General features: G+C 64.9%; 19 protein-coding genes and 1 tRNA gene. 17 read left to right on the top strand and 3 right to left on the bottom strand.

The genetic code is table 11. The features are described from left to right. Positions 1–66 precede the first annotated feature (66 nt). Both RMO51_RS20895 and gap read right to left on the bottom strand, forming a co-directional pair. The gene (locus tag RMO51_RS20895) at positions 67–936 is read right to left on the bottom strand and encodes a diacylglycerol kinase family lipid kinase (RefSeq protein WP_310397924.1); all 870 of its coding nucleotides are present in this window, start codon (positions 934–936) and stop codon (positions 67–69) included. 181 nt (positions 937–1,117) lie between these two features. Further along, a complete protein-coding gene (gene gap / locus RMO51_RS20890; RefSeq protein WP_310397923.1) occupies positions 1,118–2,125 on the bottom strand; it encodes a type I glyceraldehyde-3-phosphate dehydrogenase in 1,008 nt (335 codons plus the stop codon). Between the two features lie 302 nt (positions 2,126–2,427). Between gap and RMO51_RS20885 the strand changes: the two genes are divergently transcribed. From RMO51_RS20885 to RMO51_RS20815, 15 genes are all read left to right on the top strand, one after another. After that, a tRNA-Glu gene (locus RMO51_RS20885) sits at positions 2,428–2,499 on the top strand. A gap of 359 nt (positions 2,500–2,858) precedes the next feature. Continuing rightward, complete coding sequence (locus tag RMO51_RS20880) at positions 2,859–3,023, top strand: hypothetical protein (protein ID WP_310397922.1); 165 nt, start codon at positions 2,859–2,861, stop codon at positions 3,021–3,023. A 112-nt stretch (positions 3,024–3,135) separates the two neighbouring features. Then, positions 3,136–4,080: a DEAD/DEAH box helicase family protein gene (locus RMO51_RS20875; protein ID WP_310397921.1), complete on the top strand. Its 945-nt coding sequence runs from the start codon at positions 3,136–3,138 to the stop codon at positions 4,078–4,080. Positions 4,081–4,088: 8 nt separating this feature from the next. Continuing rightward, complete coding sequence (locus tag RMO51_RS20870) at positions 4,089–4,991, top strand: hypothetical protein (protein ID WP_310397920.1); 903 nt, start codon at positions 4,089–4,091, stop codon at positions 4,989–4,991. A 350-nt stretch (positions 4,992–5,341) separates the two neighbouring features. Next, entirely contained in the window at positions 5,342–7,366 is a 2,025-nt protein-coding gene (locus tag RMO51_RS20865; RefSeq protein WP_310397919.1) for an amidohydrolase, read from the top strand. Positions 7,367–7,406: 40 nt separating this feature from the next. Further along, positions 7,407–7,862 carry a DoxX family protein gene (locus tag RMO51_RS20860; protein WP_310397918.1) on the top strand — a complete coding sequence of 152 codons (456 nt, stop codon included), beginning with the start codon at positions 7,407–7,409 and terminating at the stop codon, positions 7,860–7,862. 42 nt (positions 7,863–7,904) lie between these two features. After that, positions 7,905–8,348 carry a DMT family transporter gene (locus RMO51_RS20855; protein WP_310397917.1) on the top strand — a complete coding sequence of 148 codons (444 nt, stop codon included), beginning with the start codon at positions 7,905–7,907 and terminating at the stop codon, positions 8,346–8,348. 63 nt (positions 8,349–8,411) lie between these two features. Next, on the top strand, positions 8,412–9,125 hold the full coding sequence (locus RMO51_RS20850) for a hydrolase (RefSeq protein WP_310397916.1): 714 nt from the start codon (positions 8,412–8,414) through the stop codon (positions 9,123–9,125). Between the two features lie 87 nt (positions 9,126–9,212). Beyond that, a complete protein-coding gene (locus tag RMO51_RS20845) occupies positions 9,213–9,731 on the top strand; it encodes an ester cyclase (RefSeq protein WP_310397915.1) in 519 nt (172 codons plus the stop codon). 49 nt (positions 9,732–9,780) lie between these two features. Further along, complete coding sequence (locus RMO51_RS20840) at positions 9,781–11,214, top strand: tyrosinase family protein (protein WP_310397914.1); 1,434 nt, start codon at positions 9,781–9,783, stop codon at positions 11,212–11,214. 29 nt (positions 11,215–11,243) lie between these two features. Further along, positions 11,244–11,996 carry an SCO family protein gene (locus RMO51_RS20835; RefSeq protein WP_310397913.1) on the top strand — a complete coding sequence of 251 codons (753 nt, stop codon included), beginning with the start codon at positions 11,244–11,246 and terminating at the stop codon, positions 11,994–11,996. Further along, positions 11,993–13,399, top strand: coding sequence for an alginate export family protein (locus RMO51_RS20830; protein ID WP_310397912.1), 1,407 nt, complete (start codon positions 11,993–11,995; stop codon positions 13,397–13,399). Before RMO51_RS20835 ends, RMO51_RS20830 begins: the two co-directional genes overlap by 4 nt. Positions 13,400–13,663: 264 nt before the next feature. After that, positions 13,664–14,269: a Crp/Fnr family transcriptional regulator gene (locus tag RMO51_RS20825; RefSeq protein WP_310397911.1), complete on the top strand. Its 606-nt coding sequence runs from the start codon at positions 13,664–13,666 to the stop codon at positions 14,267–14,269. 101 nt (positions 14,270–14,370) lie between these two features. Beyond that, positions 14,371–14,724 carry a nuclear transport factor 2 family protein gene (locus RMO51_RS20820; protein WP_310397910.1) on the top strand — a complete coding sequence of 118 codons (354 nt, stop codon included), beginning with the start codon at positions 14,371–14,373 and terminating at the stop codon, positions 14,722–14,724. A 37-nt stretch (positions 14,725–14,761) separates the two neighbouring features. After that, on the top strand, positions 14,762–15,265 hold the full coding sequence (locus tag RMO51_RS20815; RefSeq protein ID WP_310397909.1) for a DoxX family protein: 504 nt from the start codon (positions 14,762–14,764) through the stop codon (positions 15,263–15,265). Positions 15,266–15,522: 257 nt separating this feature from the next. Here RMO51_RS20815 and RMO51_RS20810 read toward each other — a convergent pair whose 3' ends face one another. Next, complete coding sequence (locus RMO51_RS20810) at positions 15,523–20,409, bottom strand: sigma 54-interacting transcriptional regulator (protein ID WP_310397908.1); 4,887 nt, start codon at positions 20,407–20,409, stop codon at positions 15,523–15,525. A 478-nt stretch (positions 20,410–20,887) separates the two neighbouring features. Between RMO51_RS20810 and RMO51_RS20805 the strand changes: the two genes are divergently transcribed. After that, positions 20,888–21,154 carry an acyl carrier protein gene (locus RMO51_RS20805; RefSeq protein ID WP_310397907.1) on the top strand — a complete coding sequence of 89 codons (267 nt, stop codon included), beginning with the start codon at positions 20,888–20,890 and terminating at the stop codon, positions 21,152–21,154. A 56-nt stretch (positions 21,155–21,210) separates the two neighbouring features. Beyond that, entirely contained in the window at positions 21,211–21,882 is a 672-nt protein-coding gene (locus RMO51_RS20800) for a superoxide dismutase (RefSeq protein WP_310397906.1), read from the top strand. The last annotated feature ends 76 nt before the right edge of the window (positions 21,883–21,958 follow it).

Here is a 21,958-nt window from a genome sequence, read left to right as displayed (position 1 = left end):
GCTGGTTCACAGAATCAGCTTTTCAGCACGACCTGACAACTGACAACGAACAACGGACAACGAAATTCACACCGCCACGGCCAGCGCCAAAGGCAGCAGCTCCACCGCAAACTCGGTGGCATCGCCCAGGTAGTCGCCGTCGACGTGAAAGCCGAGGGGCGCCCGGGCCACTACCGAGCCCCGCGGCACCTGAAAATACTCGGCGGCCCGGGTCTGGGGCAGGTTGCCGAGGGCCATGCCCAGGCTCACCCGCAGGGCCCGGCCCAGCGGCAGCGCGTCAATCAGGCACACGTCGAGCAGGCCGTCGCGCAGGTCGGCCCGCGGCGCGATGTAGGCGTTGTTGCCGTATTGCGAGGCGTTGGCGAAGGCCAGCACGTAGCAGTCCGTTTCCAGCACCTGGCCGTTGAGGTCGGCGCGCACCGCCACCGGCCGGTAGCGGCGGTACTCGCGCAGCGTCACGCGCAGATAGGTGCTCACGCCCCGCGAGCCGGCTTCGGCAAAGTGCCGGCTCACGTGCGCATCGAACCCCAGCCCGGCCGTGCAGAAAAACGGGTGGCCGTTCAGCACCCCCACGTCCATGCGGCTGAAGCTGGGCCTGGCCAGCCGCCGCAGCGCTGCCGGCAGGGCCAGCGGCACGTGCAGGTGACGGGCCAGCCCGTTGCCCGAGCCTTGCGGCACGATGCCCAGCGCGGCATCGGTGCCCAGCAGGCCGCGGCCCACTTCGTTCACGGTGCCGTCGCCGCCCACGGCCACCACCACCCGGAACCCGTCGGCGGCGGCCTGCCGGGCCAGCTCCACGGCGTGGCCGGCAAATTGGGTCAGTCGGATTTCGTAATCGGCTTCCAACGCCCCAAAATGCCGGGCAATCAGCCCCGGCAAATCGAGGCGGCGGCTGGGCCCGGCGGCGGGGTTGAGGATAAAGCAGGTTTTGGGCATGGGCGTCGGCCAGCGTGAGCTGGCCGAGTGAGTAAGAGGTGTACGCAGGCTGCCGGCGCCCCGGCCAAACCGGCCGCCGCAGCGCACCACACGGTCGCTGGCCGCTGGCTGTTACACATAAAAAACGCCGCCCACCCGCCACGAATGGCCAGGCAAGCGGCGTTACTTACGGAGCCAGGTCCTAGCCGTTCATCTGCTCGCCGAGCTTCTGAATCAAGTCGGCCGTGCGGGTAGAATAGCCGAATTCGTTGTCGTACCAGCCAATCACCTTCACCAGCGTGCCGTTGGCGGCGGTCAGCGACGAGTCAAAGACGCAGCTGTGGGGGTTGCCCACGATGTCGATGCTCACGAGCGGGTCCTCGGTGTATTCGAGGATGCCCTTCATCGGGCCCTCGGCGGCGGCCTTCATCGCGGCGTTGATGGCCTCCTTCGTGGTCTCCTTTTTCAGGATAACGGTCAGGTCGGTCATCGAGCCATCGGGGATGGGCACGCGCATGGCCAAGCCGTCGAGCTTGCCCTTGAGGTGGGGCAGCACCAGGCCCACGGCCTTGGCCGCGCCGGTGCTGGTCGGGATGATGCTGTAGGCGGCGGCGCGGGCGCGGCGCAGGTCCTTGTGGGGGGCATCCTGCAGGTTCTGGTCGGAAGTGTAGGCGTGCACCGTGGTGATGTAGCCCTTCTCGATGCCGAAGGCGTCGTCGAGCACCTTGGCCATCGGGGCCAGGCAGTTGGTGGTGCAGCTGGCGTTGCTGAGGATGGTTTCGGCGCCGGTGAGGATGTTCTCGTTCACGCCCAGCACCACGGTGGGGATGTTGCCGGTGGCGGGGGCCGAAATCACGACTTTCTTGCAGCCGGCGGTTAGGTGCTGGCCCGCGCCGGCCTCGTCCACGAAGCGGCCGGTGGATTCGAGCACCACGTCGATGCCCATTGTGCCCCAGGGCAGCAGCTTGGGGTCGCGCTCGGCCAGGGCGGCGATGCGCTGGCCGTTCACGGTCAGGCTCTCCTCGTCGTAGCTGATGGTGCCGTCGAAGCGGCCGTGCACGGAATCATACTTCAGCAGGTGGGCCAACGTCTTGTTGTCGGTCAAGTCGTTGATGGCGACGATTTCCACGTTGTCGCGGCCCAGCAGCGACTTGAAAGTGAGGCGGCCAATGCGGCCGAAGCCGTTGATGGCGACTTTGATTTTTGCCATTGCAAAACAGGGAAAAAGAGTGGCCGACTGCCACGCTGGCAGCCGGTTGAAACGCGGGGCGAAGATAGCAGGCCGGCGCGGGTTCGCTCACGCCGGGGCCCGGGCCCGGCCGGTGTGGTTTTTCTGCGAACAGTACGCTTCTTGAGTGGCAAGCCAAAGCGGCCCCATCGGCGGCACTTGCCGCCAGCCAAAAATCTTTTGCGCCTGAAAACAACGCACTTTCGCACGTGCAGCGCTTTTTTTCACCTCCCGACTTGCATTGAAAGTCCCGCCCCGTATCTTTGCACCACAAAATCCAAAACGGTCCGTTCGTCTAGGGGTTAGGACAGTAGATTTTCATTCTACCAACAGGGGTTCGATTCCCCTACGGACTACTAAAAAAGGCCCTCTGCGTAATGCATAGGGCCTTTTTTAATTCTTGGGGTACACCCTGGGGCACCAACTAAATTTTTTGGTCAGGCTGAATTGCTGGTGATGCTACTGAACGTACCGCCCGCCCCCCTTCTCCCTGAGCATGACAAGGTAGCGGGTCCTTCTTCCTGATTCACTTGATGACTCCAGAAGGCTCAGTACGGACAATGAACTATGTTCGCAGTTCTCCCGCCGCTTCATCTTTTCATACTCACCCCTGAACAGCACGCTCGCCAGCTCATCGACGCCCAACTGGCCCTGGCGGGCTGGCTCGTGCAGGACTACAAGCAGATTAACCTTAAGAGCTGCCGCAGGCATCGCCGTGCGCGAGTACCCGCCCGGCCCCGACTACGCTTTGCTAGTCGACCACAAGCTGGTGGGTATTGTGGAAGCGAAAAAGGTAGGCACCTCGCTGACGGCCGTAGCCGGGCAGACGGCCCGCTACCAGGCCAGCGCCACCAAACACGCCCAGCGGGTGGCCGACTAGCTGCCCTTCGACTACGAGGCCAACGGGCAGGAAATCCGCTTCGCCGACGCCCGCAACCCGAAGCCGCGCTCGCGGGCGGTGTTCGGCTTTCACCGGCCGAGGCCTTGCGCGAGTGGACCCGGCAGCTGGGCGGCACGCCGCGGGCGCGGCTCCACTTGCTGCCGGCGGTGGCTACCAATGGGCTGCGCGAGTGCCAAATTGGGGCTCTGCGCAATTTAGATGTGCGCTTGAAGGACGACCGGCCCCGGGCAAGACGTTTACGGCGGTCTCGTTCATCTACTGGCTCATCAAGCTTGCGGGGGCCAAGCGCGTTCTGCTCCTGGTGGACCGGCGCAACCCGGAGCAGCAGATGTTGCAGGAGTTTCGGCAGTACGCGGCGCCGGACGACGGGCCCAAGGTCACGGAACTCTACACCGTGCAGCACCCGACCAGCAACCAGCTCGACGCGGTGAGCAAGGTGACCATCAGCACCATCCAGCGCCTGTACTCGGTACTGCGGGGCGAGGCCGAGTTCGACGCGGGTAACGAGGAACGGTCGAGCTTCGAGCTGAACGGCGAGGCGCCGCAGCAGCCCCGCGAGGTGGCCTACAATCCAGCCCTACCGCTCGAGGATTACGACTTCGTGGTGATTGACGAGTGCCACCGCTCCACCTACAACGCGTGGCAACAGGTGCTCGAGTACTTCGACGCCCACCTCATCGGCCTGACGGCCACACCGGCCAAGCAGACCTTCGGCTTCAACCAGAACCTGGCGATGAAATACAGCCACGAGCGCGCCGTGGTCGACGGCATGAACGCGGGCTCCGACATATTCCGCATCCAGACCGAGATAACCGCGCGGGGTTCGCGGGTAGAAAAGGGCAGCTCGGCAAAGCGCATGGAGCGCCGGACCCGCACGCGCCGCTGGGAAACGCTCGACGACGAACGGGTATACTCCGCCACCCAGCTCGACCGCTCGGTGACGGCGCCCGACCAGATTCGCACGGTACTGGCAGAATGGAAGGCCAACCTGTTCAGACCCTGTTTCCGGCGCGCGCGCTCGTACCCGGGACCCTGATTTTTGCCATGAGCGACCACCACGCCGACGAAATCGTTGACCTGGTGCGCGAGGTGTTCGGCAAGAGCAACGAGTTCGGCAAGAAAATCACCTACGCGGCCGAGGAGAAGAGCAACGAGCTGATTAAGCGCTTTCGCAACGACTTCAACCCGCGGGTGGCGGTGACAGGGGGCATGATTTCGACCGGCACCGACATCAAGCCCCTGGAGTGCCTGCTGTTCCTGCGCGACGTGCGCAACCGGGTGTACTTCGACCAGATGAAGGGCCGCGGCACCCGGGTCATCAGCCCCTCCGACCTGACGCAGGTGACCAGCGACGCGGGCGCCAAAACCCGCTTCGTGATTGTGGACGCGGTGGGCGCGACCGGCTCGGTGAGGAAGGACACCGAAAGCGTGGCGCGCACCGGCGGCCTGGGCTTCGAGAAGGTGCTGCACGCCGTGGCCCAGGGCAACCACGACCCCGCTCAACTGCGCAGCCGGGCCACCCGCCTGGCCCGGCCGAACCACCAGCTCACGCCCGACGACCGCACCGCCATGCAGACCCAGCGGGCGGGGCCACCAACAGGTTGTCTGAGTTCATCGCCATCACGAAACCCACCAGCAAAATGCCCACGCCCACCGGTGGCTCATTGCGCGAACTGCTGGGGCACTGCACTGCAAAGCCCGCGGGTTCAATTACCTCTGCATCTTAACCACGAACCCGACAATAGGCGCCATCAGCCACGTGCAAGCCAATTTTGCGAATGGCCGCGACGGCCTACACCTGCCCTGTTGCTGCGCGGCCTTGAGCACGGGCTGCAGGCCCCCCACCACGCAAGTTGCTCGCCGACGCGGGCTACGCCAACAGACCCAATTATGCCTTATTCAAAGCTCAAGCCCAGTACATCACGGCTCAGTTCCCCTTTCCCCTGACTTCGGCTTCTAGCAGGTCAGACATCCAGGACTTTCTCTACGACGTCCCGATGGAAAGCTACAAGTGCCCGGCGGGAAAGCGTCAACGTTTTCTAATTGAAACATCGACCACTCGTGTCATTTCGATAACTCCGGTATCCGAGATATCAGATTGAGCGGTGAATACCTACGGCCTGCCGGATGTACGGGTCGGCGAACGGCCCGTAACGGAATTGCAGGCCTAATTATAAAAGCCTGTAATCAGGCTTTTATAGCAGTTTGTTAAGTGATAGGTGAAGCAAGTGGCACTTTGGCAACTGGCTTGCGAACGGCTAGCCACCGGCCCGCTGCCAAGGGTTGGGATTCTTTCCATGCGCCTCGTCACCTTTCACCTCATGGGCACCCGGATAAATGCTTTTGCGTACTGGTTGCGCTTGTCGCTGCCCGGCACGGGACTGCTCATGCTGAGTTGGTGGGCGCTGCCCGGCGGACTGGCATGGGTTATTGGGCTGATTGGGGTGCTGCTGGCAGCGGGCCCCTGGTTGCTGGCGCTGAAAGCCTTATGGACTAATAAGACCAGGCGGCAACCTGCGCCGCGCCGCCGGCCGGCCTTGGGAGTCGTGCTGCTGGCGGCGCTGGCCCTCGCGCCGGCCGGGTACGCCCAGGTGCCCGCATCGAATGTGGCCGACCTCATCATTCACCGGGCCCGGGTGGTGACGCTGGACCCGGCCCGGCCCACGGCCACGGCCGTGGCCGTGCGGGCGGGCAAGCTACTCAAAGTGGGCGCCGATGCCGAGGTGCTGCGCTTGAAGGGTCCGAATACCCGCGTGGTGGACGCACAGGGGCGCACGCTCATCCCCGGGCTCAACGACTCGCACTTGCACGTGATTCGGGGGGGGCGCTTCTTCAACACCGAGCTGCGCTGGGACGGCGTGAAGAGCCTGCGCCAGGGCCTGGACATGGTGCGCGCGCAGGTGCAGCGCACCCCGGCGGGCCAGTGGGTGAAGGTGGTGGGCGGCTGGAGCGAGCACCAGTTTGCGGAGAAGCGCAACCCCACCCTGGCCGAGCTGAACGCCATTTCGGCCGACGTACCGATTTTTATTCTGCACCTCTACGGCCGGGCCTGGCTTAATAAGGCCGGGCTGCGGGCCGCCGGCTTCACCCGCGACTCGCCCAACCCGCCCGGCGGCACCATCGAAAAAGACGCGGCCGGCGAGCCCACCGGCCTGCTGCTGGCCACGCCCAACGCCTTGGTGCTCTACGCCACCAACGCCAAAAGCCCGGCCCTGACCTTCACGGAGCAGCTCAATTCCACCCAGCAGTTCCTGCGCGACCTCAACCGCTTCGGCCTGACGAGCGCGATTGACGCGGGCGGGGGCTTTCAGGCCTACCCCGAAGACTACGCCGTGGCCGACACCCTGGCCCGGCGCGGCCAGCTGACGCTGCGCGTTCCTTACTACTTGTTTGCCCAAAAAGCCGGCCGCGAGTACCAGGATTACGTGCAGTGGGTGGCCAACAACCCCCGGGGCCCGCAAGCCGCGGAGGAAGACAACCACCGCTACTACCTCGACGGCGGGGGCGAAAACTTGGTCGCCTCGGCGGCCGACTTTGAAAACTTCGAGCAAACCCGCCCCGAGCTGCCGGCCCAGATGGAAGCCGAGCTGCGGCAGGTGCTGGCCGTACTGGTCGAAAAGCGCTGGCCCTTCCGCCTGCATGCCACTTACGACGAGAGCATCTCCCGCTTTCTGAGCGTACTGGAGGACCTGAACCGCGCCACCCCTTTCAACGGCCTGCGCTGGTATTTTGACCACGCCGAAACCATTTCCGACCGCAACCTGGCCCGCGTCAAGGCGCTGGGCGGCGGCATTGCCATCCAGAACCGCATGGCGTTTCAGGGCGAAGCCTTTGTGGCCCGGTATGGCAAGGCCGCCGCGGCGGCTACTCCGCCGGTGAAGAAGATGCTGGCCCTGGGCCTGCCCGTGGGCCTGGGCACCGACGCCACGCGGGTGAGCAGCTACAACCCCTGGGTGGCGCTGCACTGGCTGGTGAGCGGCCGCACGGTGGGCGGCACCGTGCTCTACCCGCCCGAGAACCGGCTGGACCGCCGCGCGGCCCTGCAGCTCTACACCAGCGGCAGCGCCCGCCTCACGGGCGAGGACGCGGTGAAGGGCCGCATTCAGGAAGGGTACTACGCCGACCTGGCCCTGCTCTCGGCCGACTACTTCGCCGTGCCCGAAGCCCAGATTCCCGCCATTGAGGCCCTGCTCACAGTGGTGGACGGGCGCGTGGTGTACGGGGCGGGCGCCTTCGCCCAGTTCGCGCCTAAGGCCGTGCCGGTGGTGCCAGCCTGGTCGCCCGCCGCCACCTACAACGGCTGGGGCGGCGCCAAAAAGTAACCCCGCCGGCTTCGCTCGAAAAGCTCAATTCGTTTATCTCATGCTGACCCTCCTCCGCCGTTTTATCTCGCCCGAGTCCTCGCCGGCCGTGCTCGACTGGGGCCTGCTCGTGTTCCGGGTTCTGTTCGGGCTGGCGCTGCTGCGCGTGCACGGCTGGGAAAAGATGGCCAACTACGCCGAGGAGGTGCAGTCCATCCCGGACCCGTTCGGGCTGGGCGGGCCGGCCAACATGGCCTTTGCCATTGCGTCCGACGTGCTGGGGGCGGCGCTGGTGGTGCTGGGGCTGGCCACCCGGCCCGCGGCGCTGCTCATCCTCGGCACCACGCTGGTGGGCCTGCTGCTGGTGCACCTCGCCGACGACTGGCACGGGCGCGACGTGCCGCTGGTGTACTCCATCATGGCGCTGGCGGTGCTGGTGCTGGGCCCCGGGCGCCATTCGCTGGACGCCTGGCTGGTCGGCAAGCTCCGGGAGCCCACTCCAGACCTGGGCTACTAGGCGTGCCCCATCCAACCCAACCCCGCTCAACTCCCTTCGCTCATGCAATGGCTCCTTTACTTATTGGCCCTCGCCGCCGGCGTGGCGCTGCCCGTGCAGTCCGGCCTGAACGCGCAGGTGAGCCGGGTGCTGGGCCAGCCGGTGTTCTCGGCCCTGTGGTCGTTCGGGGTGGGGGCCGCCGCGCTGATGCTCTACTCGGCCGTGCGGCGGCTGCCGCTGCGCGACCTCGGCCAGGTGGCCCAGCTGCCGGCCTGGGGCTGGCTGCCGGGCGTGCTGGGCGCCTTTTACGTCACGGCCACGGTGGTGCTGGTGCCCCGCCTGGGGGCCGTGCTCACGTTTGCCCTCATCATCGGGGGGCAGATGCTGATTTCGCTGCTGCTCGACCACTTCGGCCTGCTCGGGCTGGCCGTGAAGCCGCTGAGCGCGGGCCGGCTGGCGGGCGCGGCCCTGCTGGTGGTGGGCGTGCTGCTCATCCGCCGATTCTGAACCCGTTCCTTCTCCGCCCGACGACGGGCAAGCCTCATTTCCTCACCTAACCTCCCCTTGCTCATGCAACCCCAAACCCCCACGGCGGTGCCGGCGGCCAGCCTGCTCACCCCCACCGACCACACCCTCATCCTCATCGACCACGAGCCGCAGATGGGCTTTGCCACCCATTCCATCGGCATTGCCGAGCTGCGCAACAACGTGGCGGGCCTGGCCAAATCAGCCAAGCTTTTCAACGTGCCCGTGGTGCTCACCACCGTGGACGAAGAGACGTTCAGCGGCCCCATTTTCCCGGAAATCAAGGAGGTATTTCCCGACCAGAAGCCCATCGACCGCACCTCGATGAACGCCTGGGAAGACGTGAACCTGGTGCGCGCCGTGGAGGAAATCGGCCGCAAGCGGCTCGTGCTGGCCGGTCTCTGGACCGAGGTGTGCGTGGTGATGCCGGCCCTCTCGGCCCTGGCGCAAGGCTACGAGGTGTACGTGGTGACCGACGCCTGCGGCGGCGTGAGCGCGGAGGCCCACAACATGGCCGTGCAGCGCATGGTGCAGGCCGGCGTTCGCCCCATCACCTGGCTGCAGTACCTGCTGGAGCTGCAGCGCGACTGGGCCCGGATGGAAGCCTACAACGGCGTGTTTGAAATCGCCAGCCAGCACGCCGGCGGCTACGGCCTGGGCATGATTTACGCAGGCTCCATGCTCAAGCAGGCCGCGGCCCAGCCGGAAAAAGCGGCGGAAAGCGCCCTGGGCCAGGTGGCCGAACAAGCCCACCGCTAGGGGCCAAGGCCGCCCGATGAGCGCAGCAGGTTTTCTGCTTTTTGAAGCTGTTTCAAGCAAAAAATTCACCTTTCTCAACTTACCGCCATGACGACTCCCAACCCGGAAATCACCCCGAAGAAAGCAAAGAAGAAGCAAGCCAAAGCCGAGAGAAAAGGCAACCGGGCCCTCGTGCTGCGCTTCATGAAGGAAGGCATTGGCCAGGGCAACTTGGCCGTGTTCGACGAATGCCTCCACCCCGCGGTGCGCGTGTGGACGGGGCTGAAGCCGCAGGGGCCCATCGAGGGCCTGGCCGAGTACAAGCAGATTTTCGCCGGATTCGCCGATGCCTGGCCCGTCCGGCAATTCATCCTCGATGAAATGATTGCGACCAAGGACAAGGTGGTGGTGCGCTTTACGGCCGTGGCGGCTTTCAAAAAAGACTACTACGGCATCGCGGCCACCAACCAAATCGTGGAGATGATGGAGGTGCACGTCCTCACCCTGAAGGACGGTAAGGTGGTGAGCAACATTGTCAGCGGCACCAATTTTCCTTTTGAATTCATCATGTATCCCGTGCTCAAAGAAGAGGTTATCGGCCATCTGCCGTTGGATACCGAGGCCTAGAACGAGGGACCATCCGCGGCCGGCGACGGCCCCTGCTCAACTGTTGGCTATGAAACTCTTCCCGTCCTCCGACGACCACCGCCCACTCCAGCCCAGCCGGCGCGACTTCTTGCGGCGGGGCCTGCTGGCGGGCACGGGGCTGCTGACGGCCGGCGCCGGCGTGGCGAGCCTGGCGGGCTGCGGCCCCTCGGCCCGGGACGAAGCCCCCCCGCCGCCCGGACCGCCGGCGGCGCGGGCGGGCGGCATTGTCACCCGGCGCGACATTGGGGCCATGGCCCCCGACGACCCGAATTTGCGCATGCTGCGGGAGGCGGTGCAGGTGCTGAAAAAACGCTCCGACCGCAACCAGCTCGACCCCACGGGCTGGCTCATGAACGGCACCGTGCACTCGCTCTACTGCACCACCAGCAACTACCAGACCCAGATTCACTACAACTGGCTGTTCTTTCCCTGGCACCGGGCTTTTCTCTGGGCCCTGGAAAAGCAGTTGCAGGCCGCCATCAACGAGCCCACCCTGGCCCTGCCCTACTGGGACTGGACCAAGCGCGGGCGCCAAATGCCGGCGCACTACTACGGCGCCGACAACCCGCTGCTGGACGTGACCCGCGACGCGGCACCGGGCGAGGCCATTCCGGCCGACTTCATCGACGTGGACGCCGCCCTGCAGGCGCCGCGGTTCAGTTCCTTCGGGGGCTTTGAGAAGCGCGACCCCCGGGTGCCGCAGGTGGAGGGCATCGTGGAGCAGAGCTTCCACAACAACATCCACAACTGGATTGGCGGCAACATGGGGGCCTTTCCCACGGCGGCGCTCGACCCTATTTTTGGTGGTCACCACGGCAACGTGGACCGCCTCTGGGCCGCCTGGCTGGCCGCCGACCCTGCCCACCAGAACCCCACCGACCCGCTGTGGCTCAACTACGAGTTTGGATTTTACGACCCAACCGGCAAGCTCATCAAGGTGAAAGTGAAGGACACGGTCAGCCCCGAAACAATGGGCTACCGGTTCGAGAGCCTCGATTTTACCCAGCCCACGCCGGGCGCCATTGCCCGCAGCACGGAGCCCAGCCAAGCGGCGTCGGCCGCCGGTTCGGCCCCGGTGCGGGTACCGGAGGGCCAGCGCCAGGAAGTGGCGGCCGCCCTGGCCTCGGGCCGCCGGCGCGTCATCCTGCGCTTCAACCGGTACGACTTGCCCACCGTGCCGCTCACCATTCGCGTGTTTCTCAACCAGCCCAATGTGGACCTGCGCACCGCACCGGCCGGCGAAAACTTCGTGGGCACCTTCACCATCCTGCCCGTGGCCGACCCGGTGCGCGGCCTGGAAAAGGTGGTGACCATGCAGTTGGCCCTGCGCCCGGCCCTGGCCGAGCTGGTGCGTCAGGGCCGCCCGGTGCGCGTGAGCGTGGTGCCGGTGCCCCTGCACGGCCAGAAGCTGCCCACCCAAACCGTGCAGCTGCGCAACGCCCGGCTGGAGCTCGACGACTAACCTCTGACCCTGAGCAGCTCTTCATTGCCATGAACAAGCCATCCAATCGTGGACGGGCGGTAGCCAGCCGCCAAGGCGACCGATTCATCAAGACGGTGCTGCTCGCTGGCGTAACCGGGCTTTGGCTGGGCGGGTGCAGCGGCCCCGCCGGCGAAACCAAGTCGATGCCCCGTTTGCCCTACCTCGGGGAGCGCCTCGTGCAGCCCCGGCCCGGCCGGGCCCCCGATACGGTAGTGGCCCAAATTCCGTCTTTTGCCCTGCAAAATCAGTACGGGCAGCCCGTCACCCGGGCTTCACTGGCGGGCCGGGTGTACGTGGCGGATTTCTTCTTTGCTACATGCCCCAACATCTGCCCCCGGATGCAAAGCCAACTGCAGCGGGTGTTTCAGCGCTACCGGCACGATAGCCGGGTGGCCCTGCTCTCACACACCATCGACCCTGCGCACGATTCCCTGCCGGTGCTGCGGGCCTACGCCGCCCGGCTCGGGGTGCGCGAAGGGCAGCCGTGGCACTTCGTCATGGCGCCGCGCGACACGATTTTTCAACTGGCCCGCGCCTACGCCACCGTCGCGGAAAGTGGGGGTGACCTGCCTGGCCGCCTGGCACACGGCGGCACCCTGGCCCTGGTAGATGGACGCGGCTACCTGCGCGGACTCTACGATGGACTTGTTCCCGCCGAAACCGACCGCCTGCTGCTCGACGTGGCGCGGCTGCTGGCTGAGGCGCCGGCCGAAGCGTCACTTTCGCTGGTCACTACCCAGAAACCGCCCCCGGACTTATGAAAACTTTTCGCTTCTTGTTGGTGGGTGCGCTCCTGCTGGGAACGGGGCGGGCGCCGGCTGGGGCGCAGCACCGAGCCCCGGATTTCAACCTGGTGCGCTACCGCGAAAACTACGCTTACCTGGCCGCCGACTCGCTATTTCCCACCCGCACAACCTGGGAGAGGCTCAAGTTTATCCCGCTTACTGCCCAGCGCAGCGCCTACCTGTCCGTCGGGGGCGAAATCCGGCAGCAGTACGAGTTGGTGAACAACAACAACTGGGGCGAGGGTCCAGAAGACAACAGCGGCTACCTGCTCCAGCGCTACATGCTGCACGCTGACCTGCACCTGGGACCGCACGTGCGGGTGTTCGGGCAGCTCAAAAGCGGCCTTGCCCCGGGCAAGGCCGGGGGCCCGGAGCCCCCCGACGAAGACCGGCTGGACCTGCACCAGGCCTTTTTCGACGTGGCCCTGCCCACCGCCCCCGACCAGGCCCTCACCCTGCGGGTGGGCCGGCAAGAGTTGGCTTACGGCTCTTCCCGGCTGGTATCGGTGCGCGAGGGGCCCAACGTGCGCCAGAGCTTCGACGCTGTCAAGGCCTTCTACCAGCTGCCGGCCCACCAGGTAGACGTATTTCTGAGCCGGCCCGTGCAAACCAACCGCGGCCCCTTCGACGATAACGCCGATGCCACGCGCGCCTTCTGGGGCTTTTACAGCGTGCACCGGCTGCCGGCCCTGCCCCGCGCCAGCCTCGACGTGTACTACCTCGGGCTGCGCAACGAGCGGGCCCGATTCCAGGAAGGAGCGGGCGACGAGCGCCGGCATTCGGTGGGCACCCGGCTGTGGAGCGGCGGCGGCCCGTTTGCCTACAACCTGGAGGGCGTGTATCAGTTCGGCGAATTGGGCGAGCGGCGCATCCGGGCTTACACCGCCTCGGCTAATGTGGGCTATGCCTGGACGGGTGGGCCTCGCTGGCGGCCGTTTGTGGACTTGAAGGCCGAAATCATCAGCGGCGACCAGCGCGCCGGCGATAACCACCTGCAAACTTTCAACCCGCTGTTTCCCAAGGGCGCCTACTTCAGCCAGATTGCCATTATCGGCCCCGCCAACCTCGTCGACGTGCACCCGCTGGTGGGCGTGCGCCCCTTTCCCGCCCTGCGGGTGAGCGTGGACGCCGACTTCTTCTGGCGGCACCGCCGCGCCGACGCGCTCTACACGGCGCCCTACGTGCTGGCCCGCCCCGGCAACGAAACCCAGTCGCGGCACATCGGCTACCAGTACACCCTGGAGGTAGAATGGGCCCTCAACGACTTCGTGGCCTTCGAGGGCTTCCTGACCTATTTTGCCGCCGGCCAGTTCCTGCGCGAATCCGACGCGGGGCGCGACATCACCTTCTTTGCCCCCCGCCTAACATTGCGCTTTTAGCTGATTGGCGGAATGTTGACCAAGACCCTACCGAAAAATCAAGGTGACCGTCCCGCGGAGCGCAGTCGAAGCCTCGCCCTTGCTTCGTCCGCACTATTACAATGAAGCGGGAAATAGGCTTCGACTGCGCTCCGCGGGACGTTCTCTTGATATCATTCCTGCTTTCGGATACGCCGCTCCGAGCCAAGCCCAACTCCCAATAACTGCCAGGCACAGAGCAAATGCGTGAGTCAACGTTGCAGCTCAGGAGTTTACGTAAGCGTTATGACAACCTCTGACGGCTCCATTTCCGTTGTGCCACTGCTCCAGAGCCTGGCGCGGTACCTGGACCTGACCCCCGACGAGGCCGCCGCCATCACGGCCGCGGTGCGCCCGCGCCGGCTGCGCCGCCGGCAGTTCGTGGTGCAGGCCGGCGACGTGTGCCTCTACGAAAGCTTCGTGGTGCGGGGCTGCCTGCGGGCGTACTACACCGACGCCAACGGCTTTGAGCACAACGTGCTGTTTGCCGTCGAAAGCTGGTGGATTGCCGACCTGGCCAGCTTTCTGACCCAGGCCCCGGCCACCCTCGACGTGGAGGCGCTGGAAGACTGCGAGCTGCTGCAGTTCGACCACCCCACGCTGGAAAGCCTGTACGCGCGGGTGCCCAAGCTCGAACGCTACTTCCGGCTAATGCTGCAAAATGCCTTCGTGGCGCAGCAGGCGCGCATTCTGGCCGGCATCAGCGCGCCGGCCGAGGCCCGCTACCGCGCCTTTCGGCTGAAGTACCCGCAGCTGGAACAGCGCTTGCCCCAACGGCACATCGCCTCCTACCTGGGCATCACCCCCGAGTTTTTGAGCAAGGTGCGCAAGCAGGTGCTGGCCTCGCTGTGAGGCGTCAACTTGCACTGGATTAAGCTCTTTTTTTGAACTGCTTCATGGGAAGCCGGGGCGGGGTCGGCAGAAATTTGCCGTACCAATCAACCCCGAAACCCATGCAAGATGTAAGAGAAGAAATCGAAGACCTCAACGCCCTCGTGCTCGACGGCAAAGCCCTGGAGGCGTTCGAGCGCTACTACCACCCCGACGTGGTGATGCAGGAAAACGAGCAGGCCCCCACCGTGGGCAAAGACGCCAACCGCCAGCGCGAAATAGCCTTCTTCAACGCCGTCACCGAGTTCCGCGGGGCGGCGGTGCAGGCCGTGGCCGTGGGCGACGATGCGAGCACCGTGGTCTGGCACTACGACCACACGCATCAAGACTGGGGCGTACGCAACTACACGCAGGCGTCGGTGCAGCACTGGCAGGACGGCCTCATCATCCGTGAGCAGTTTTTCTACGGCAGCTGAGCGCCGCCGCTTCCCAACCCTTTTATTTCACTTTCCCATGCTTACTCAACTTTTTGCCGCCCGCCCCGACTGGACGGGCCTGATAATCCGCCTCGCGCTGGGCGGGGTGATGTGGCCCCACGGCGCCCAGAAGCTGCTCGGCTGGTTCGGGGGCTTCGGCTTCGGCGGCACCATGAATTTTTTCACCGGCACCATGCACCTGCCCTGGCTGGTGGGCTTACTGGTGATTATCATCGAGTTCTTCGGCTCTCTGAGCCTGATTCTGGGCTGGGCCAGCCGCCTGTGGGCGGCGGCGCTGGCCGTGCTGGTGGGGGGCATCGTCTTCACTTCGCACCTGGAGCACGGCTTCTTTATGAACTGGTTCGGCGCCCAGAAGGGCGAGGGCTACGAGTACTTCCTGCTCCTGCTGGGCCTGGCGCTGGCCCTGATTGCCAACGGCAGCGGCCGCTACTCCCTGGACGGACTCCTGCAAGCGGGCCCGGCGGAGCGCCAGCCGGCGCCCCTGAGCCAGCAAAGCGCGGCATTGCAGCAACAGGCCTGATTAGAGTTCAGTTACTTCCATCAAAAAATGGGAGTAGCTGAAGCTACCGTGAGAGTCTTGAGCTTAAGGCTAACTCAGCTTATTCGATTACTCTAATCTACGTCACTCTGGCAAGCCGCCAGCCCCCCATTGTGAGGCTGGCGGCTTGCCAGAGTTTGTTGGTAGTGACTGTTTACAAACGAATTTTTCAGCTTGCAAATAATACCCGCAGCCTGTCTTAGCGAGGTAATGGAGTTAAATTCAAAGCGCTGAGCAGTCTAATTATTCAGCGCGCTGTAGGCCTTGACGATGCCCAGCTTGGCGATGCGGGAGTCGAGCGTGTTGGCGTTGATGGACAGCAGCTCGGCCGCGCCGCCGGGGCCGCGCACCCGGCCCCCGGCCTGGCGCAGGGCCGCCAGGATGTTGGCGCGCTCAGCGTCTTGCCAGGTTTGCACGGGGGCTTCCGCCGACGCCGGGGCCAGGCGCACGGCCTGGGCCAGGGCCCGGGGCAGGCCGAGCTCCCGGTCGGTGGGGCGGTTGCTGAGCAGGGCTTGCTCCACCAAGTGTTCCAGCTCGCGCACGTTGCCGGGCCAGCCGTAGGCCCGCATCTGGCGCAGGGCTTCGGCCGAGAAGGTCCGCCCCGGCCGGCCGTAGCGGGCCCCGAACTTCTGCAGGAAGTAGCGCACCAGCAGGTCCACGTCGCCGTCGCGCTCGCGCAGCGGCGGCAGCACCAGGGGAAAGACGTGCAGGCGGTAGTAAAAATCGGCCCGGAAGCGGCCCTCGGCCACTTCCTCCTCCAGGTTGCGGTTGGTGGCCGCCACCAGGCGCACGTTCACCCGGATGGTTTTGTTGGAGCCCAGCCGCTCGAACTCCCGCTCCTGCAGCGCCCGCAGCAGCTTGGGCTGCACTTCCAGCGGCAGCTCCCCCACCTCGTCGAGGAACAGCGTGCCACCGTCGGCCAGCTCAAACTTGCCGATGCGGCGTTCCAACGCCCCCGTGAAAGCACCTTTCTCATGGCCAAATAGCTCGCTCTCGACTAGCTGGGCGGGCAGGGCGGCGCAGTTCAACTTCACCATGAGCTTGTTGCGCCGGGGCGAGGCGTGGTGCAGGGCGCGGGCAAACAGCTCCTTGCCGGTGCCCGTCTCGCCCAGCAGCAGCACCGTGGCGTCGGTGGCGGCCACCCGGCTGGCCTGCTCGAAGGCCTCCTGCAGCGTGGCCGCCTTGCCCACGATGCCGGTGAAGTCGTAGGTGCTCTGAATTTCTTCCTCCAAATACTCCTTCTCCAGCTCCAGGCGCTCGGTGAGCAACTCAATCTCGTCGAAGGCCAGCAGCTTCTCCACCGTGTCGGCGAACACGCCGGTCAGGCTGTCTAGCAGGCGCTCGTGGGCGGCGGTGTACACGTCGGGTTGCCGGCTGGAAAAGCTGAACAGAAAATAGCCCCGGGCCAGCGGCACCACGGCCTTGAGCTTGCTCTCCAGGGCGAAGGCCCGACTTATCAGGGCCTGAAACGGGTGCTGGCGGTTGAAGGCCACGTACTCGGCGCCCAGCAGGCGCCGGGCCGGGCCGGGGGCGTTCTGCTCCAGGGCCGCTCGGCGCAGGGCTTGGAGTTTGTCCAGGGGCAGGCCGCCGATGCGGGCCAGCGCCTCGGCGTCCAGCACTTGGTACTCGTCGAAGCCCACGCGGCGAAAGTTGCAGACGCCCCCCTGAACCGGGGCCGGGTGCACCCCCACGGCCGCGAAATCGAAGGGCACGAAGTCCTGCAGGGTGCGGACCACGGCCAGCAGGCGGCTGTCCCAGGTGTTGGTGCGGTGCAGGGCCTCGGTCACGGCCACCTGCAGGGCCTTCTCGCGCGCCTGCCCGGCCAGCGCGTTGGTGGCCCGGATGTTGGCCAGCGCCACGGCCACCTGGTCGGTGAGGTTGCGGCAAAACGGAATGTGGCTTTCCCGGAACTGGCCGGGTTCCCGGTAGTGAAACAGCAGCACGCCCAGCAGCTGGCCGCCGTAGCGCAGCGGCAGCACGGCCGACTCCCGCAGGCCAAAGTCCTCCATTACCCGCACACCGGGATACGCGGGGTACCGCGCCTGCATTTCGGCCAGCGGCACCACGCGGGGCGCGGGGTAGGCGGCAAATTCGGCGAAGGGCGTGCCCGCCACGGGCTGGGGCTGGCCCATCAGCTGGCGGTAGGCGGCGGACTGCTGGCGGTCCAGCGCGGCCACTTCGGCGTGATGCAGGTAGCAGACCTGTTCCCCCGCCTCGTCGTAGAGGGCGAGCACCGCGTCGTCGAAGCGCAGGGCGGGCCCCAGGCGCTCAAACAGCATGGCGAACAGCTGCTGCTCGTCGCGGATGGTGGCCAGCTGCTCGCTGATGGCCAGCAGCTCGGCTTTTTCCTTTTCCCGCGCCACAATTTCTTCGTTGGCCAAGATGTTGGCCGCGGCGACGGCCAACTGGTCGGCAATGGAATTCACCAAGCTGTGCTGCACGTGGTTGACGGACTCCTGCCGCGCGAAGTGAAAATGCACAAACCCGATGGTCTTCCCCGCCCAGTTCAGCTTGACGTGCCAGGTGTAGCGCAGGTCCGTTTCCAGCATCAGCATCACCCCGGGGGAGTCACCATAATCCGGCACCAATTCCTCAATGGGAAAAAGGTGGTGCTTGGGCTTGGTTAAGAAATACTCGTACGGCGTGCCGGCGATGGGAACATTCTGATTGACCACCTTGGCATAATTCGCGTTGCCGACCCGCTCGGCCGGCGACACAGTGAGCATGTGATTACAGCATTTTCCACCCTCGGTGTATAACGCCACCACAGCGTCGTCGAAAGGAATCAGCGGTTTTATTTTCGCCGTCATCACCCGCCACAAGTCCTCCCGGTCCCGGATGGTGGCCATGTCTTCGCTCAAGCTCAGGAGCAGCTCCATCTCCCGGGTCTGCTCCACCAATTCCTCATTGGCCAAAATATTGGCCACCGCCACCGAAAGCTGGTCGGTGACGTGCCGGAACAGCCGGGTATGTTCCTGGGTGTAGGTATTGGCAAGGCGGGCGTTGAGGCAGAACATCCCGATGACGCGGCCGTTGCTGGTCAGGGGCCCGTGCAGGAGCACCACGATGCCGGCGGCTTGCAGGTCCGGGTAGTGCGGGTGGTCGGGAAAACGGCGCATCAGCTCGGCGAGCGGGGTGGCGGCCACGCGCTGGGCCATCCACTCGGCGGCCGACCCACGGTAGGGCATAGCCGCCGCCGTGCCAATGGGATAAGTAGGGTCGCCCCCCGCTTGGTCGGAGTGAATGAGCAACTGGTGAAAATCGGCGGCCTCGTTGACCACGAACAGTCCCGAGCCGTCGAAGGGCAGCAACCGCCGCAGGTGGTCGTACACCACCTGCAATACGTCGCGGCGGTGGGTGCTGCGGCTCAACTCTTCCGTGATTTCGAGCAGCGTGGCCTTCTCCCGCTCCCGCGCCACAATTTCCTCATGGGCCAGGATGTTCCCCACGGCGATGGAGACAGCGTGCCCAATGGCTCGGAATAGGGGAAACGTAGCCGACTGAAAGTAGTCTTTTTGCAGGGCATTGATGCAGAAGAAGCCCAGGAGCTGGCCGCGCACCGTGAGGTTGACCGCCAGGCAGTCGCGGTAGCCCATTTCCAACAGGCCCGTGCCGGCCAGCTGCGGGTAGTCGGGAAACCGGGCCACCAACTCCTGAAAATCGAAAAGCACGGGTTTGTTGGCGTCGGCCATGGTCGCCATCATCCACTCCACCAGGGAGCCAGAATGGGGAATATTGGTTGATACGGCGGCGATGGCCGTGTTCCACGCGCTCGGGCTCACGTCGGGCAGCACGGCCGCCAAGTCGGTGTGGGTTTGCCCGTCGGCGCTCACCACGAACAAGCCGCAGTCGTGAAAGCGAAACAGCGGCTTAATCTTGTCCACGATGAGGCGCAGCAGGTCGTCAGTGGCCTTAACCTGGGCAATCAGCTCCGTTATTTCCAGCAGCTTGGTTTTCTCTTCTTCGCGGGCCAGGATTTCCTCATTGGCCAGGATGTTGGCCACGGCCACGGAAAGTTGGTCGGTGATGTTTTGAAACAAGGCGGATTGTTCCGGCTTGAATTGGCCCCTCTGCATGGCGTTCACCATGAAACACCCGCAGACCTCCCCTCCCGATTTGAGCAGCGCGGCCAATCCTTCCGCGTGACCGAGTTCCTTTATCGTGCGCAGCAGCTCCGCGTCGGTAAATGCGCTGTGGTCGGCTTGAAAATCAAAGAGCAGGGGGCCATTCGTCGCGGCCAATTGGGCAACCAGCCATTCCATGGAGGAGCCTGAGTATGGCAAGCCCCCCGTGCGGTAAAAGCCGGCATCTGCCAAGTGCTGATTGGCCGGCGAGCCGTCAATCTGCGGATGAATGGTCGCCAAATCGTAGAATCGCTGCCGGTCCTTGTCAACGATGAGAATGCCGCAGTCGTGGAACGGGAGCAACGGCTTGATGGTGGCGATGATGACCCGCAGCAAATCTTCTTTGCCCCGCACGGTGGCGATGGCCTCGCTGATGGCCAGCAGCTGCGTTTTCTCCTGCTCCCGCGCCAGGATTTCCTCGTTGGCCAGGATGTTGGCCACCGCCACGGCTATTTGGTCGGCAGTGGCTTGAAAAAAAGGAAGCTGCGTGGCCTTGAAAAACGAGGTTTTTTTAGTGTTGGCGTAAAACACGCCGATTGGCTTGCCGCCCACCTGGAGCAGGGCGACCAGCGCCTCGCGAAAGCCATGGGCAAGGGCAAAGGGGAAAAATGGGTACGTCGGATGCCGCTCGTATTCCTGCCGGAAATCCATAATAAAAGCCCCTTCGGCTGCCCGCTGCATGTTGGCTTCGATGATAGAGCCCGGATGCGGGTGTCGGCCCAGGCCGGCCGCCTGCAACGCCACGTTGGCGGCCGAGGGGTCCACTTCGGGCAGCAGCACGGTCCAGTCGCTGTGGTACTGTCCGTCGGGGTCTACTACGAACAGGCCGCAGTCATAAAAGCCCAGCACGGGCCGGAGGTTGTTCACCAGCAGGCGCAGCAGGTCGTGCTTGTCGCGCACCGTGGCAATGACCTGGCTCAGGCCAATGAGGGTTGCTTGCTCCTTACCTAAAGCTTTTGGCGGCGCCGAAGTGGAAGTGCCGGAGGACGAAGGCTTTTTCATGTTTAGTAAATTACCGATTTTGCAGCAGGTGAGAGGAGCATAAGGTAGGCACAAAGCAGCAGAAAACCTGATATATCGGAGCTAGGTATCGAGTCCACCGATATATCGGAGGTACCCTGGGACCGAGTTGCCTCCGTCTAGCGCGCCGCTGGCCGCAGGGAGCGGACGAGAGGCTATTTAGAACAATCACGCGGGCGGGATTGCGGGCTACCCACGGTTATCAACTACCCAGATTCAGACCAACAATTCCCCACTCGCCACCCAGTGCGGGCTCCGGGATTTGGGGACCCGTCCGCGGCAACTCCGAAATCCCGGAATCTGGGCAGTTCCCCGCTTCCCGGGTAAAAGCGGCCAAACCTGATTTGCTGGGTCTTGGGGCACTAAATGGGGCAACCGAGCGCCCATTCGCGTTGTGGCACCATTCAGGATATGCCTGGGTGCTGCTCGCCGTCTAACCTTGTCGGCGCACCGCTCCGCCATGACTGACTCGGAACTTGAATTATGCATTGCCGGCATTGTGGCTCGCGTGCAGGGCCAGCTAACGGCCGCTCAAGTTAGCCCGGCGGCCGGCCTAGGCCCGGACCTGGGGCTGGATTCGCTGGAGGTGCTGGAAGTGATTTTGGCCGTGGAAGACCGGTTCAATTTCAGCATTCCCGACGTGGAAGTCGCCGGCATCCACAGCGTGCGCGACTTGGTGGGCTTTGCCGCGCGGGCCCCCACCCAGCGGGCCTTGAAGCCCACTTAAGCCCCCCGGCTGCCCCCACGCAAAGCAGTCTTCCCCCCTTTCAACCGGTTGCCGCCATGAACCTGCCCTTGTACCTGCTGGCTCAGGTTGCGCCCTTCGAGTTGCCGCCCCTGCCTTATGCCGCCCACGCCCTGGAGCCGGCCATCGACCGGCTGACCATGACCATTCACCACGAGAAGCACCACCAGGCCTATGTCAATAACCTCAACCGCGCCCTGGCCGGCCATCCTGAAGCCAACGAACTCACTTTACGCGAACTCCTGCGCGCCCCGGGCCGCTTTGGCCTGACCGTCCGCTACAACGCCGGCGCGCATTTCAACCACACGCTGTTCTGGGAGTGCCTGGCCCCCACCGGCCAGGGTGGAACTCCGAGAGGGCCGCTAGCAGCCGCCCTGCAGGCGGCCTTTGGCGGGCTGGCGGCTTTCCAGGAGCAGTTTCGGGAAGTTATGCTGACGCGTTATGAAGCCGGCTGGATATGGCTGATGGCCGACGCCCGCGGCCAATTAGCCATCACGGTCACCCTCTGGCAAGACAACCCGCTCATGGGCGACGAGGCCGTGCCACCCGCCGAACAGGGCACGCCCCTGCTTGGGCTGGACGTGTACGAGCATGCCTACTACCTGCAGTACCAGAGCCGCCGGGCCGAATACGTGACCGCATTTTGGCAGGTAGTAAACTGGCGCGTGGTGGCGGACCGCTACGCCCAGGCCACCAGCCACACGCCCTGACGACGACCGGTGCCGCCCGCGCCCGCCGCGCCGCTGCACGGCCGGCGCTGACAAACACTCCATTCCCGGGCGACTA

It is taken from the genome of Hymenobacter sp., assembly GCF_031398885.1.
Classification (GTDB): Bacteria; Bacteroidota; Bacteroidia; order Cytophagales; family Hymenobacteraceae; genus Hymenobacter.
This window is presented reverse-complemented; position numbering and strand designations above follow the sequence as displayed.

Excerpts from the sequence above, each read along its gene's own strand:
- RMO51_RS20895 (WP_310397924.1), bottom strand. The coding sequence starts at position 936 with ATGCCCAAAACCTGCTTTATCCTCAACCCCGCCGCCGGGCCCAGCCGC.
- gap (WP_310397923.1), bottom strand. The coding sequence starts at position 2,125 with ATGGCAAAAATCAAAGTCGCCATCAACGGCTTCGGCCGCATTGGCCGC.
- RMO51_RS20870 (WP_310397920.1), top strand. The coding sequence starts at position 4,089 with ATGAGCGACCACCACGCCGACGAAATCGTTGACCTGGTGCGCGAGGTG.
- RMO51_RS20865 (WP_310397919.1), top strand. The coding sequence starts at position 5,342 with ATGCGCCTCGTCACCTTTCACCTCATGGGCACCCGGATAAATGCTTTT.
- RMO51_RS20860 (WP_310397918.1), top strand. The coding sequence starts at position 7,407 with ATGCTGACCCTCCTCCGCCGTTTTATCTCGCCCGAGTCCTCGCCGGCC.
- RMO51_RS20855 (WP_310397917.1), top strand. The coding sequence starts at position 7,905 with ATGCAATGGCTCCTTTACTTATTGGCCCTCGCCGCCGGCGTGGCGCTG.
- RMO51_RS20850 (WP_310397916.1), top strand. The coding sequence starts at position 8,412 with ATGCAACCCCAAACCCCCACGGCGGTGCCGGCGGCCAGCCTGCTCACC.
- RMO51_RS20845 (WP_310397915.1), top strand. The coding sequence starts at position 9,213 with ATGACGACTCCCAACCCGGAAATCACCCCGAAGAAAGCAAAGAAGAAG.
- RMO51_RS20840 (WP_310397914.1), top strand. The coding sequence starts at position 9,781 with ATGAAACTCTTCCCGTCCTCCGACGACCACCGCCCACTCCAGCCCAGC.
- RMO51_RS20835 (WP_310397913.1), top strand. The coding sequence starts at position 11,244 with ATGAACAAGCCATCCAATCGTGGACGGGCGGTAGCCAGCCGCCAAGGC.
- RMO51_RS20830 (WP_310397912.1), top strand. The coding sequence starts at position 11,993 with ATGAAAACTTTTCGCTTCTTGTTGGTGGGTGCGCTCCTGCTGGGAACG.
- RMO51_RS20825 (WP_310397911.1), top strand. The coding sequence starts at position 13,664 with ATGACAACCTCTGACGGCTCCATTTCCGTTGTGCCACTGCTCCAGAGC.
- RMO51_RS20820 (WP_310397910.1), top strand. The coding sequence starts at position 14,371 with ATGCAAGATGTAAGAGAAGAAATCGAAGACCTCAACGCCCTCGTGCTC.
- RMO51_RS20815 (WP_310397909.1), top strand. The coding sequence starts at position 14,762 with ATGCTTACTCAACTTTTTGCCGCCCGCCCCGACTGGACGGGCCTGATA.
- RMO51_RS20810 (WP_310397908.1), bottom strand. The coding sequence starts at position 20,409 with ATGAAAAAGCCTTCGTCCTCCGGCACTTCCACTTCGGCGCCGCCAAAA.
- RMO51_RS20805 (WP_310397907.1), top strand. The coding sequence starts at position 20,888 with ATGACTGACTCGGAACTTGAATTATGCATTGCCGGCATTGTGGCTCGC.
- RMO51_RS20800 (WP_310397906.1), top strand. The coding sequence starts at position 21,211 with ATGAACCTGCCCTTGTACCTGCTGGCTCAGGTTGCGCCCTTCGAGTTG.